This is a genomic window from Daejeonella sp., assembly GCF_036405355.1.
Lineage (GTDB): Bacteria > Bacteroidota > Bacteroidia > Sphingobacteriales > Sphingobacteriaceae > Daejeonella.
In genome coordinates this window covers 1-12,786 of sequence record NZ_DASWXT010000078.1, presented here as the reverse complement: position 1 = coordinate 12,786, position 12,786 = coordinate 1, and the positions used below count along the sequence as shown (strand labels likewise).

Annotated in this window: 12 protein-coding genes; 7 read left to right on the top strand and 5 right to left on the bottom strand. The window is 38.2% G+C overall.

The window, feature by feature from the left end; all coding sequences use genetic code 11:
• The first annotated feature begins 3 nt into the window (after nt 1-3).
• Entirely contained in the window at nt 4-861 is an 858-nt protein-coding gene (locus tag VGE44_RS09940) for a dienelactone hydrolase family protein (RefSeq protein ID WP_331078508.1), read from the top strand.
• A 51-nt stretch (nt 862-912) separates the two neighbouring features.
• On the opposite strand, the gene VGE44_RS09935 is transcribed toward VGE44_RS09940, so the two are convergent.
• A complete protein-coding gene (locus tag VGE44_RS09935) occupies nt 913-2,265 on the bottom strand; it encodes an OmpA family protein (protein WP_331078506.1) in 1,353 nt (450 codons plus the stop codon).
• A 128-nt stretch (nt 2,266-2,393) separates the two neighbouring features.
• Between VGE44_RS09935 and queG the strand changes: the two genes are divergently transcribed.
• The 6 genes from queG to VGE44_RS09905 all read left to right on the top strand — a co-directional run bounded on the left by queG (nt 2,394) and on the right by VGE44_RS09905 (nt 9,290).
• The gene (gene queG / locus VGE44_RS09930; RefSeq protein WP_331078504.1) at nt 2,394-3,326 is read left to right on the top strand and encodes a tRNA epoxyqueuosine(34) reductase QueG; all 933 of its coding nucleotides are present in this window, start codon (nt 2,394-2,396) and stop codon (nt 3,324-3,326) included.
• 160 nt (nt 3,327-3,486) lie between these two features.
• Nucleotides 3,487-5,916 carry an outer membrane beta-barrel protein gene (locus VGE44_RS09925; protein WP_331078502.1) on the top strand — a complete coding sequence of 810 codons (2,430 nt, stop codon included), beginning with the start codon at nt 3,487-3,489 and terminating at the stop codon, nt 5,914-5,916.
• Between the two features lie 16 nt (nt 5,917-5,932).
• Nucleotides 5,933-7,456 (top strand): sensor histidine kinase, encoded by a 1,524-nt coding sequence (locus VGE44_RS09920; RefSeq protein ID WP_331078500.1) that lies wholly within the window; start codon nt 5,933-5,935, stop codon nt 7,454-7,456.
• A gap of 11 nt (nt 7,457-7,467) precedes the next feature.
• Nucleotides 7,468-7,755: a hypothetical protein gene (locus tag VGE44_RS09915; protein ID WP_331078498.1), complete on the top strand. Its 288-nt coding sequence runs from the start codon at nt 7,468-7,470 to the stop codon at nt 7,753-7,755.
• Nucleotides 7,752-8,432, top strand: a complete 681-nt coding sequence (locus VGE44_RS09910; protein WP_331078496.1) for a LytTR family DNA-binding domain-containing protein — start codon at nt 7,752-7,754, stop codon at nt 8,430-8,432. The genes VGE44_RS09915 and VGE44_RS09910 overlap by 4 nt, the downstream gene beginning before the upstream one ends.
• Before the next feature lie 21 nt (nt 8,433-8,453).
• Entirely contained in the window at nt 8,454-9,290 is an 837-nt protein-coding gene (locus VGE44_RS09905) for a hypothetical protein (RefSeq protein WP_331078494.1), read from the top strand.
• A 27-nt stretch (nt 9,291-9,317) separates the two neighbouring features.
• Here VGE44_RS09905 and VGE44_RS09900 read toward each other — a convergent pair whose 3' ends face one another.
• The 4 genes from VGE44_RS09900 to dgoD form a co-directional block, all read right to left on the bottom strand.
• Nucleotides 9,318-10,262: an exonuclease domain-containing protein gene (locus tag VGE44_RS09900; protein WP_331078492.1), complete on the bottom strand. Its 945-nt coding sequence runs from the start codon at nt 10,260-10,262 to the stop codon at nt 9,318-9,320.
• A 4-nt stretch (nt 10,263-10,266) separates the two neighbouring features.
• Nucleotides 10,267-10,389, bottom strand: coding sequence for a hypothetical protein (locus tag VGE44_RS09895; RefSeq protein ID WP_324484059.1), 123 nt, complete (start codon nt 10,387-10,389; stop codon nt 10,267-10,269).
• Nucleotides 10,390-10,457: 68 nt separating this feature from the next.
• Nucleotides 10,458-11,000, bottom strand: coding sequence for a C40 family peptidase (locus tag VGE44_RS09890; protein WP_331078490.1), 543 nt, complete (start codon nt 10,998-11,000; stop codon nt 10,458-10,460).
• Between the two features lie 247 nt (nt 11,001-11,247).
• Nucleotides 11,248-12,381 carry a galactonate dehydratase gene (dgoD, locus tag VGE44_RS09885; protein WP_349256857.1) on the bottom strand — a complete coding sequence of 378 codons (1,134 nt, stop codon included), beginning with the start codon at nt 12,379-12,381 and terminating at the stop codon, nt 11,248-11,250.
• Nucleotides 12,382-12,786 lie beyond the last annotated feature (405 nt).

The window sequence follows — 12,786 nt, the reverse complement described above, 5'->3', positions numbered from 1 at the left end:
AATATGGATCAGAAAATCATTAATCTTTACGACGAATACACTCATAAACCCCTGAGCCGCAAGTTGTTTATGAGCCGCCTTGTAAAACTTACGGGGAGTGCTGCAATGGCTATGACAGCACTTTCTGTACTTGAGGTGGGCTATGCAAATGCAGAAACTGTTTCTGAGCAGGATGAAGACCTGATACTTGAAGATATTTCCTATCCCGGTGATGATTGTACTATGAAGGCTTATCTTGCCCGTCCTAAAGGCAGGGGGAAATTTGGAAGCGTAGTAGTAATACATGAAAATCGTGGCTTAAACCCTCATATAAAAGATATAACACGTCGAGTAGCTAAAGCAGGATTTATCGCTCTTGCGCCGGATGCCCTATCCCCTTTCGGCGGAACACCTGCAAACACCGATGAGGCCAGGGGAATGTTCAGTAAGATAGATGCATCAAAAAACCTGAATAATTTCCTGAACGCACTGGACTATCTTAAATCCAGAAAAGAAAGTAATGGTAAAACTGCTTGTGTAGGATTCTGCTGGGGTGGCAGAATGGCCAATTTCCTTGCGGTAAATTCTGCATCTCTGAATGCAGCTGTTGCTTATTACGGCGGACAACCAGATGCAGCAGATGTTCCAAAAATAAAGGCAAAATTAATGCTGCATTATGCAGGAATGGATGAACGTGTAAATGCAGGAATTCCGGCTTATGAAGCCGCATTAAAAGCATCAGGCGTTGATTATCAGATTTTTATATATGATGGAGTTCAGCATGCCTTCAATAATGATACCGGTGGTGAACGCTATAATGCTGATGCTGCAAAGCTTGCATGGGGAAGGACATTAGAACTTTTCAACAAAACAATCAAATAAAAAAAGGGCTGATCCGAATGGACAGCCCCTTTTTTAGGATTATAATTGATTCTAGTATAAAGTAAATTCTACTCTTCTGTTATCCTGACGACCTTTCGCAGTTTTATTAGTTGAGATTGGCTGACTTTCACCATAACCTATTGCTTCAATACGTGAAGAACTGGCTCCCTGACTTACCAGGTATGATTTAACAGATTCAGCACGGTCTTTAGACAATTTCATATTTGCAGCATCACTGCCTACATTATCTGTATGACCAGCTAATTTAAGACTGAAATCTTTCGATTTTAATAAGTCTGCAACTCTGTTTAAACTTGGATAAGAACTTGAACGCAGGGTTGATTTACCAAAATCAAATTCAAGATTACGAATAGCTTCAGCAACAACTTTTCTGTCTTCTTCTGTTACTACAACACGAACAGGATTCACTACAGTTGTGGTTACTTTAATTTCACAACCTGCACCATCAACCTGTATTCCTGCCGGTGTGTTCGGGCATTTATCAAAGTAATCAGAAACACCATCCTTATCGCTATCATTCAAAAAGCGCATTCTTTCTTTATTCATTTCTTCCATATGCGCTGCATGTTTAGCTCTGTCAGCATCAAGACTTGCCTGAAGTGCTGCATTCCTGGTGATATAATCATCCTGTAATGCGGCAACCGGGTTATAGCTTGACAATGGAGTTTTTGATTTGCTTCCTAAATTAAATTCAAGTCCGATATGTGAATAAGAGAATTTATCGTTTTGCATCCCTGCATAGTATCCATCCAGGTTATCAGCATCAACAAAATTCATGGTATATCCCAAATCAAGGTTAATAGAATTGGAAATACCGAATTTAATTCCAAGTCCTACCGGCATATATGTTTCCTTAACACTTTCACCAGCTCTAAATTTGGTTTCAATTCCGGCATTATCTATTTGAGTTACTTTATAACCCATAAAACCATAACCGGCAGTCATGTAAGGCCTGATGACATTTACACGATTCATCCAGTAAATATTAGCAAGGGTCAAATTCGCACTTAAACTGGCGGCATAAGCTAATTTGGTTTCATAAGAGGCAAACGGACTTACAGGTGGCAGTCCATTCCCCCAATTTCTACTATTATCTGCTTTAAGCTTTCCGGCTACAAAATCGGCTTGAATACCTAATGCAGGTAAAATTTGATTTTTCAACGTTGCGCCATAACCAAGATCAGCTTTCCATTTTGTAAAATCGTTCTGTCCGGTCATTAAAGTTGGTGCAAGTATTCCACCACTAATGCCAAAAGACCATGTATTGAATGCTGATGAAGGAGCGAACAGCTTAGGACTCTCAGGTTTCTCCTGAGCATTTGCTCCGGCAGTAACAATTAAGCTGAGTGCCAGTGCTGATAGTTTTAGAAAATGTGTTTTCATAATTTATGATTAATTTAACACCATAATGCAAATGCTATACCATAAAGTCAACTATCGCTATTATTAGAGCCATATGTCGATTCTGAACCAGGAAGCACGTATTCTTATTCCTATCTTTGAACTAAATAATGGTCAGTAGTTCGCAATACTCAAAATTCATAAAAACTGAAGCCCTTAAACTGGGATTTCAATTTTGTGGCATTTCTAAAGCCGGATTTCTGGAAGAAGAGGCCCCAAGACTTGAAAACTGGCTAAAAAGTGGGTACAACGGCGAAATGAGTTATATGGAGAACCATTTTGATAAGCGCCTGGATCCGCGAAAGCTTGTAGATGGTGCCCGTTCAGTTATTTCCCTTTCCCTGAATTACTTTACTGATCAACAGCAGGAAGATTCAAGTGCACCGAAAATCAGTAAATACGCTTATGGCAAAGATTATCACTTTGTGATAAAAGATAAGCTAAAACTCCTGATGGAAGCTATCAGAGCTAATATTGGTGAAGTAAACGGCAGGGCATTTGTAGATTCAGCACCTGTTCTGGATAAAGTTTGGGCAAAAAAAGCAGGAATTGGCTGGGTTGGAAAACATAGTAACCTGATCAATAAGAATACTGGCTCATTTTTCTTTCTGGCCGAATTAATTACTGATCTTGATCTCGAATACGATGTAATTCCAACAAAGGATCATTGCGGGACATGTACCCGTTGCATAGATGCATGTCCTACTGAAGCAATTGTAGCCCCATACCTGGTCGATGGAAGCCGCTGTATCTCTTACCTGACTATCGAGCTTAAAAGTGAATTACCTAAGGAATTCAGTAAAAAAATGGAAAACTGGATGTTCGGATGTGATATTTGTCAGGATGTTTGCCCCTGGAATAAGTTTTCTGTACTAAATACTGAGCATGATTTCAGTCCGCATAAAGACCTTCTCGGACTTAAACAGGCAGAATGGCATGAGCTTACCAAAGAAACTTTTGACAAAGTATTCAAAAACTCTGCAGTTAAAAGAACAAAGTATAGCGGATTAAAACGGAATATTAATTTCCTGAAACCACTTTAAGACTTATTCCTGTCAAAAAAATTGGAACATAAGCCAATTCATCACATTTATCCTCCATCCCGTCACATTTATTAGCACGAAGGTTCCGGCTGCTGTATCATTGTTTCATAATTCAGAATTATTTATCAACGGAATAAGATTCCATCAAAATTTGAAAACAATGAAACTATACTTTCTGTTACTCCTTTGTTGTCTGAGTGTCTGCCTTAAAGCGCAAACAGGTTCAGAAGCAATTTTTGCTGTAAAGGGGATCACTGCAGATTCGATTACTAGGGAGCCCCTTGATTATATAACAATAGGATTAAAAACAGATAAAAATATCCCAATAAAATCTACGCTGAGCAAGTCTGACGGAACATTTCTCATTTCTGGCATTAAGTCAGGAAATTATTTACTGACTCTGATATCTGTCGGATATCAGGTAAAAACAATAAAACTGGGAATCAATGAAGGGGATAAAACCATGGACCTGGGCATGATCCTGATGAGCACAAAAACGAATCAGCTAAAAGAAGTAATCGTTCTGGCCGATAAACCTATAATAAAACAGGAAGTCGACCGGATCTCATACGATCTTCAGGCTGATCCTGAAAGCAAAACCAGCAATGTGATGGAAATAATGAGAAAAGTTCCGCTAATTTCTGTTGATGGTGATGATAATATCATGCTTAAAGGTGACGCAAACTATAAAATCCTGATTAATGGAAAGCCCTCCAGCATGATGGAAAGAAATGCCAGGGATATTTTAAAAAGCATGCCTGCTTCAAGTATCCAGAACATAGAAGTTATTACAAACCCACCCGCAAAATATGATGCCGAAGGAATTGCAGGAATCATTAACATCATAACCAATAAAAAGGTAGACAACGGTTATAATGGCTCCGTAAATATGAGTCACAGATTTCCTGCAGGTGGCCCTGGAACTGGTGGTTCTGCAACGTTTAAACAGGGAAAACTTGGGATTTCAGCTTATGGAGGTGCCAGTACTTCCCAAACTCCATTGATATCCAATACCATTTCAAGAACAAGCACTGGGAATAGTAATACCAATCTTTCGCAGATCAACAGCAGGGAAACAAATAGCCGGAATGGATATTTTGGCAGTGAATTAAGTTTTGAGATTGATAGTTTGAACCTGATATCCGGGCAGTTGAATATAAATGGAAACTCTAACGAAAACAGAAACTATCAGCAGTCTTTACTAAATGGGCAAACTGATGTAATTCAAAGTTATAATCTTGATGGAAATAATGAGGGCAATGGGCATGGTATGGACGCCGCTTTAAATTATCAGCTTGGTTTCAAAAAAAATAAACAACAGCTTCTCACATTTTCATACCGGATCTATTCTTACCGCAATCAGCAAAATAATGAGCTTTTAACTACCAATCCTGTTCATTATAATTTACCTGACTACAATCAATTCAATAACGGAGGGACTGCCGAACAAACTTTCCAGATAGATTATATTCAACCGGTAAAAAAACTGACAATTGAGGCTGGAATAAAGGGTATCCAAAGAAAAAACGATAGCGACTTCCGGTTCAGATACTTAGATGAAAACACAGGTCAGTATGAGACAGATCCCTTAAAAACCAATGTATTTGATAACACTCAAGAGGTTCTCGGTGCCTATAATACCTATCAGTATAATTTAAAAAACTGGGGTCTTAAAGGTGGTTTCCGACTCGAACGCACAGTAATTGATGCAGACTTTATCTCCGGGCAGACACAGGTCAGGCAGGAATATCTTAATTTAATACCATCATTAAGCCTGAACAGGAAATTTAAAGATATGAGTAATTTAAATCTGGCATTTTCACAACGAATCCAACGTCCCGGCATTTATCAGTTGAATCCTTTTGTAGACCGCTCAAATCCAAACTTTGAATCAACAGGAAACCCTGATTTACATCCTACAATCGGAAGCAATCTTTCCTTAGGTTACAGTAAATCTAAAAAGGGATCCTTTAATTTCTTATTGGGATACCAGGGCTTTGAGGATTTGATTATGCCGGTTTCAGTTTTTGATCCGATTACGTTCATCACCTACAATTCTTATGATAATACGGGCAGGGCAAGACTTTTCACAGCTAATCTTAACCTAAACTACCCCTTTACAAAAAAGTTGAATTTCAGCTTTAATGGCGGCCTGGCACATGGACGGGTACAGGGCATTGTAAATAACACCCTTGTAAAAAATGAAGGATTTATGTATAATTTCTCATCATCAGGTTCTTACCGTTTTGAAAAAGGCTGGCGCCTGAATGCAAGTGTTAATGTGAATGGACCAAATTTATCATTACAGGGAACAAGTAATTCTTATATTGGAAGTTCATTCAGTATCAATAAGGACCTTATTAAAGATAAACTGTCCTTTTCCGCAGCGGCAAACAATCCTTTCAGAAAATACAGGACAAATATTCGTGAATCTTTTGGGCCGGATTTCTTCCAGACCAGTAATTTTCAAAACTTTTACAGATCATTCAATACAAGCCTTAACTACCGTTTTGGAAAATTGAAATCAGCTATAAAAAAGAATACACGAGGCATCAGAAATGATGATGTTTCTAACAATTCTGCACAATAGTAAACTTAAGAAAAACATGAAAAATTTTATAAAAAACCCTTCAGATATTAACAGAATAGAATTCTGGGCTGCAACTACTATGTTTGTATTCTCCATATTCTTTCTTGTTTCAGGAGCTATAAACAATAACTGGGAGCCTGGAAAGTATGAATTCGATGAGGCTCATCAGCATTATTCATACTTCAACAACCATTTTTTACCAATGTTATGCAGATATATTAGCTTTTATTCCAGCTATTGCCTGCTTACATTTGTAATCATACCACCCCTCAGCAGAAAAGAAAACATCACGCTCAATGTTATCTTCACATTGATTATATTTTACCTGATAAGTGTGGTACTTGGCATTACCGATACCTGGACCCAGGGATATCTTTTCGATAAATATTCAGAAGATGAGCTTTATTCAAAGCTCTTTCAGGAAGCAGCCATCTATTCTTTCTGGCTATTGATGATGTTCGCGCTATATAATATCATAAAGTTCCTTGCAATCTACCTGCTCGAAAATTCAGATCTGATCCAATCAAAATACAGGGTGATTACCCGCGACGGAATATTTGCATTCATCTTCTGGATGATTGCACTTTTCCTTTTATTGATTGGTCAGAGTGATGCAGATGTGGTGATGATTGTCGGAACATGTTCTCTCGCAGGAATATTTTTATACTGCTATTCTATGTATGCCGTATTACCGGAAATCTATAAGAAATCCAGGCCATTTAAAACTTACCTGAAGAAAATTTTTCTGTTAGTTTTACTTAGCACTATACCCCTGTTCACAATACTTCTGTTTTTGATTCCGCGTCATGATAGTGAAATAGCTTTTGTTGCTTCATTATTTAATATTGGATTTCAACTTTTATTTACAGCACCTCTGACCTGGTATGTTTACAAACACAGAACAACGGTAGATTATGAAATTAAAGGACTACAGACCGCATTAGGGCGTTCAACAGCCGACCTAAACTTCCTTCGTTCCCAGATCAATCCTCATTTCCTGTTTAATGTGTTGAATACCCTCTATGGCACTGCACTTCAGGAAAATGCAGAACGAACTTCTGAAGGTATTCAGAAACTTGGTGATATGATGCGCTTTATGCTGAGGGAAAACCTCCAGGAGAAAATTTCTCTGACAAGGGAAATAGAATACCTGAATAATTATATCGGACTTCAGACACTGCGTACCCAGTCATCACCTGATATTCAGATTCATACAGAAATCGAAGAGCATACTGGTATACTGCAGATTGCACCCATGCTGCTCATCCCATTCATTGAAAATGCATTTAAACATGGCATAAGTCTGAAAGAGCCCTCAAACATTCGTATCAGTCTGGTTTGTAAAGAAAAGACCCTCTATTTCGATATTTCTAACAGCATTCATCCTAAATCTCTGAATGATCCTGAAAAGGACAATAATGGCATAGGTCTGAATAATGTGCAGCAAAGGCTAAGACTTTTATATCCGGGTAAGCATGAGCTATCTATCCGCGAAAGCGGCAAAGAATTTTTTGTTCACCTGACTATTCAACTGGACTAATTCAGTAAAAAATGAAAAGTTTATTGTGCATATTACTAATTAGCATCATATTCAATGCCTGCGGCGAAAGTTTATGCGATGAACCTTATTCAGAGGAAATCAACAAAGCAAAAAATTACAAAGTAGCTGATTATCAGCCTAATAAAAAACATACTATAACAGAAAGCAACTGTCATTTATTGGATGAATGGCTAAATCGAAAAAGCATTGGTCATTTCCTGAAAAATCATATTTCATTGGAATCAGGAATCAGCAGTATCAATGAAAAAACTCTTTTTAATGATACATTTATACCATGAATGCCATTGCACTTGACGATGAACCATTAGCACTTGAAGTAGTGCGTAGTCATGCTTCAAAAGTACCCTTTCTGAACCTGAAAGCCGAATTTACCGATGCTTTTAAAGCTATGGAGTATATTCAGAAGGAAAATATTGACCTGATATTTCTGGATATTAAAATGCCCGATATTTCTGGTATCGATTTCATGAACAGTCTTAATAAAAAGCCAATGGTAATTTTCACAACCGCATATTCTGAACACGCGGTTACCAGCTTTGAACTGGATGCAATCGATTACCTGCTTAAGCCTTTTTCATTGAGCCGTTTTGTTAAAGGATGTAATAAAGCTTATGAACTGTTCCAATTGAGAAATAAAAGTGGCAGCGCTGATTTCATTTTTCTTAAAACAGGCTACGAGCAGGAAAAAGTACATTTTGACGACATACTCTATCTTGAAGCAGCAGGAAACTATGTTAACTTTGTCCTTAAAAATAAAAGCCTGCTTTCGCGGATGACCTTCGCCGAACTTGAGGTGATCCTGCCAAAGAATAAATTTATCAGAATCCATCGCTCTTATATGGCCGCAGTTGCTGCAATAAACAGGATCGAAAGGCATCAGGTCCATATAAATGACATTCAAATCCCTGTAAGTGAATCGTATATGACAAATCTGAATGGTTTGGATAAGAGGTGAGGCTTTGCTTAGATTTATGATATGAAATATGTCCTGCTCTTGTTTTTTTCCATTTTAGTTGTTGACTGCCATTCACAGCATCTGAAATTAAAAAAGCGTGCAGCTAATGCATTAAGTGGCTCTGAATTCTCAAAGAGTATCAGGGATAGCTCCTTAAGTCTTGAGAAACGGGAAGAAATTATCTTTAATGAGATCCAATCCGGTAATATTCCCCATTTTTACAGAAAACTAGCGGTAATCAGGGATACAGCAATGATTATGGGACAATTACAAACGATCAGGTATTATGTTCTGCCTGATTATCTGGCGATTGGCTCTGATTCTGATTATTTTTATTGTCCAATGCGCCCTCAGTTAGCTCAGAAAGTTGCAGATTTACTCGACTGCAGCCTGCCAACAAGAAAGATCTCCGACAGAATTTACTATACTGCAAAGGTAAAAATGATGCCCCAGCCAATTCCTCCATCCAAAGCAATGATCACTGTTCCGGTATTTGAAAGGCATACAAGGATGGTGCATCAGCAAAGGGAACAATCTATCAGGCAATATCCATTGGGAAGTCTGGTAGCCGGAAATAAGAAAGATGTTGTAATCTCAAATATGATTTTCAATACCAAAAATCAACTCAGAGTTACAATTTATGGCTGGCATAAACCCGATGGCAAAGCCATTCAACCACTTCATAACGGACATACAACAGATCATGTGGATTACAGCCACGGCATACGACTTATTCAGAACAAGTTATGGCTTAATGGAAAGAAATCTACAGTTCGTGCTATACTTGAATCACAAAGTCTGCATCCCCTGCTTAGCGATGAAGGAATGATCAGAACGGCGTATTACCCTTTGGAGTAGCTGATACCTGTTACTATTCCCTATTCCCTATTTCCCGAATTTCATCTTCAACTGCTCCAAATGATCATTTGTGATTGGTTTAGCTTCTTCTTTAGGATTTTTGGGAGTAATCTGTTCGGCCTTTGGGGCCGCCGCTGAAGTCTGCCGGTCAGTTCTTAACTGTTCTTTTTTTGCATTAAAACGGTTCCAAATTTTTTCGAGGCAACGCTTGGTATACAATGGAAAATCGCCATTCATCATCCAGTTATAGTAACTTGGTTCTGATTGAAATACATCTTCAACAGGCCGGCCTTTATGCTTCCCAAAATTAATTACCTCCACCCCATCTTCATTATAAACCATTCTGGCAGCGAAATCTACCGGTTTGTTCAGATTTGTGAATGCATGAAGTGCTTCGATATTGTTTTGAACCGGTTTTGAAACTACTCCCTTTTTATCCTCCCAGCTTTGATTTTCATACCTTGCGATCTGGGCTTTCAGAACTTCATAGGTTGCTTTTATATCTGCTTCGGCTGAATGTGCATTTTCAATATCCTTACCACAATAGAACTGATAAGCGGCCTTTAAAGTACGCTGCTCCATTTGATGAAATATATTCTGGACATCAACAAAGTGCCTGTTTTCAATGTCAAAATCAATACCGGCACGTAAAAACTCCTCCATTAATACTGGAATATCAAAGCGGTTGGAATTATAACCTGCAAGGTCGCAATCATCCAGAAAACGGGCCAGTTCCTCTCCAGCCTGCTTAAATGTACGCTCATGACGGATATCCTCATCATAAATGCCATGAATCAGTGACGACTCAAGAGGAATAGGAATTCCAGGATTAATACGCAGAGTTTTTACATCTTCGGTTCCGTCAGGCATTGCCTTAAGAATGGAAATTTCAACAATGCGGTCGGAAGCAACATTTACGCCGGTTGTTTCAAGATCAAAAAAGGCAAGCGGACGTTTGAGGTTTAATTTCATGTGTTTAACTAAAGATTATGATGCCTGCCAGAATACCCAGAACCATTATCAGGTACATCAGAATCTCTGTAGTAGCAAAGCGCTTATATTTCTTCCAGAATGTATAGTCGCCTTTTTCTGTGCTCATAAATATGTCAGGGATTATTATTAATCAAAATTACTGATTAAAACAGATAATCAATAAAAGAATTGAGCTTATGGTTTGACACTTCCTGCCCTTGTAAAGTATTTATAATACCATGGATCTTTTAAATCACTGATTATTACCCCTTTCGAGGTAGAAGCATGAACAAATTTATTATTGTGAAGATAAACCCCAACATGACTGAACTTTTGACCATCGAAATCAAAGAAAACCAGATCACCCTCCTCCAGATCCTGCTCATATTTTCGCTTCACTTTATCTGCCATGGTACGGGCGGTACGGGGCAAATCTTTGTCATAAACCTCCTTTTCGAGCAGGAAAGTAAATCCTGAGCAATCCACACCCTTTCTATCCATTCCACCTGAACGGTGAGGTACTCCTATCCAGCTATCAATAAAACGATATAGTTTCTCATTATCAAGCTCCTTTTCCTTTACATTTAAGAGGTATGCATAACGCTCCTTTATACTTCCTGAAGATATCGCTTTTGATTTTGAAGCATCAGTTATGATCTTTTTGCTTTTACAGGAAGTGACAAACAGAGTAGTTAATAGAAGCCCCAGGAAAAATATTTTACTTAATGATTTACGCATAATCTAATTTCACCTTATTGAGACCACAATCAAATCAAACCTTTTGCACAGGTGTGGATAATAAAAAAATAATTTAGTTCTGACATACGCTTTTCAGGGATAGACCAGGTTAGCAATATGACAGCAACACACCTGTGACGCATACCGGCATAGAATTAGCTCTGAGCAGATAATTTAGTATATAAATCGCACAAATTATCCGACGCCTCAGAGCATATCCCAAAAGGTATCCTGTTAATAATGCGATTTACCAGTCTACTACTGAGCCATCAAGAGGATTATATGTTTCCGGATTTTTCCAATCATGACCTATTTTATCAGCCATTAAGGCTTCATCCAATTCAATTCCTAATCCTGGTCCTTTTGGAACTAAAACAGTCCCATCCTTTTGTAATTTAAAAGGATTTTTTAAATATCCCTCACCTAATGAAACTTGTTCCTGTACCAAAAAATTAGGAATGCTAGCAGCTAATTGTAAGCCCACAGCTAAGGATATAGGCCCCATTGGATTATGAGGTGCAATTGGAACATAATAAGCCTCTGCCATACCTGCTATAATCCTGCCCTCGGTAATACCTCCTGCATGACAAAGATCTGGTTGAATAATACTGGCAGCTCCCTTTTCAAGTATTTCCCGAAAACCCCATTTTGTAAAAATTCTTTCTCCTGTTGCTATTGGAATATGGGTTCCCCTGGCAATGTCAACCATGGTATCTACGTTCTGACATTGGCAAGGCTCTTCAATAAACATAGGCTGGTAAACTTCCAGTTCTTTAATCAGAATTTTCGCCGTTTGAGGAGAAATACTGCCATGAAAATCTATTCCTATGTCCATATCATCACCGCCAGCGTCTCTTAGAGAAGCAAAATTATCTATAGCGTATTTAATAAATCTTGGGTTTTCGACAATATTTGCATGAGCTTTTTTTGCAACACCCGTTTTAATCACAGTAAAGCCTGCAGCCTTTTGCTGTTTCATTTGCTCTGGGGTACTTGCACGTCCATATACCCTAACCCGGTCACGTGTGGGACCACCCAATAATTCATAGACCGGAACATTCAAAAGCTTTCCCTTGATATCCCACAAGGCCTGATCAATTCCACTTAAAGCACTAGTTAGAATTGGACCACCACGATAGAATGCATGCCTGTATATTGCCTGCCAATGGTGCACAACATTTCTGGGGTCTTTTCCAATTAAATATGGCTCTATCTCTTTTATAGCTGTTTGAATTGTCAGTGCACGACCTTCTAGCAAAGGTTCACCCAGGCCAAATACTCCTGAATCAGTATGAATTTTTAGAAAAATCCAGCGTGGCTTTACCAAAAAAGTTTCAAGTTTGGTGATTTTAACTTCTCCGTTACCTTTAATTTGCTCCATTACGGATGGCTGTACTTTATTTCCGGCGCCAAATGCATAGGAAGATTCAGGTAATGACATAATCCCCATCCCTGCAACGCCTAAAACCGATTGGATTGCAGTGCGACGTGAGATTTCAAATTTTTTTGTTGTTGATTTCATTTAATAATTATTTAAAACTAACTCATTTAATCATTTTGCTTTTAATGGATTGACAAACAGAGTATTTAATAAAAGTCCCTAAGAAAATGTTTTAATAATATTTATACCTATTCTAATTTCATCCTATTGAAAACAAAATCAAACCAAACGTTTTGAACAGCTGTGAGTAAGTATTTGAAAATCAAAATCTGGCATATCCCAGAACTTCAAGATCAAGAATGGAGTCTGTTAAATGCAGTTTCCCATTATTCAATAAGTAAATGC

What these genes read in the sequence shown, in the direction of transcription:
- VGE44_RS09940 (WP_331078508.1), top strand. Translation starts at nt 4, where the DNA reads ATGGATCAGAAAATCATTAATCTTTACGACGAATACACTCATAAACCC.
- VGE44_RS09935 (WP_331078506.1), bottom strand. Translation starts at nt 2,265, where the DNA reads ATGAAAACACATTTTCTAAAACTATCAGCACTGGCACTCAGCTTAATT.
- queG (WP_331078504.1), top strand. Translation starts at nt 2,394, where the DNA reads ATGGTCAGTAGTTCGCAATACTCAAAATTCATAAAAACTGAAGCCCTT.
- VGE44_RS09925 (WP_331078502.1), top strand. Translation starts at nt 3,487, where the DNA reads ATGAAACTATACTTTCTGTTACTCCTTTGTTGTCTGAGTGTCTGCCTT.
- VGE44_RS09920 (WP_331078500.1), top strand. Translation starts at nt 5,933, where the DNA reads ATGAAAAATTTTATAAAAAACCCTTCAGATATTAACAGAATAGAATTC.
- VGE44_RS09915 (WP_331078498.1), top strand. Translation starts at nt 7,468, where the DNA reads ATGAAAAGTTTATTGTGCATATTACTAATTAGCATCATATTCAATGCC.
- VGE44_RS09910 (WP_331078496.1), top strand. Translation starts at nt 7,752, where the DNA reads ATGAATGCCATTGCACTTGACGATGAACCATTAGCACTTGAAGTAGTG.
- VGE44_RS09905 (WP_331078494.1), top strand. Translation starts at nt 8,454, where the DNA reads ATGAAATATGTCCTGCTCTTGTTTTTTTCCATTTTAGTTGTTGACTGC.
- VGE44_RS09900 (WP_331078492.1), bottom strand. Translation starts at nt 10,262, where the DNA reads ATGAAATTAAACCTCAAACGTCCGCTTGCCTTTTTTGATCTTGAAACA.
- VGE44_RS09895 (WP_324484059.1), bottom strand. Translation starts at nt 10,389, where the DNA reads ATGAGCACAGAAAAAGGCGACTATACATTCTGGAAGAAATATAAGCGC.
- VGE44_RS09890 (WP_331078490.1), bottom strand. Translation starts at nt 11,000, where the DNA reads ATGCGTAAATCATTAAGTAAAATATTTTTCCTGGGGCTTCTATTAACT.
- dgoD (WP_349256857.1), bottom strand. Translation starts at nt 12,381, where the DNA reads ATGGAGCAAATTAAAGGTAACGGAGAAGTTAAAATCACCAAACTTGAA.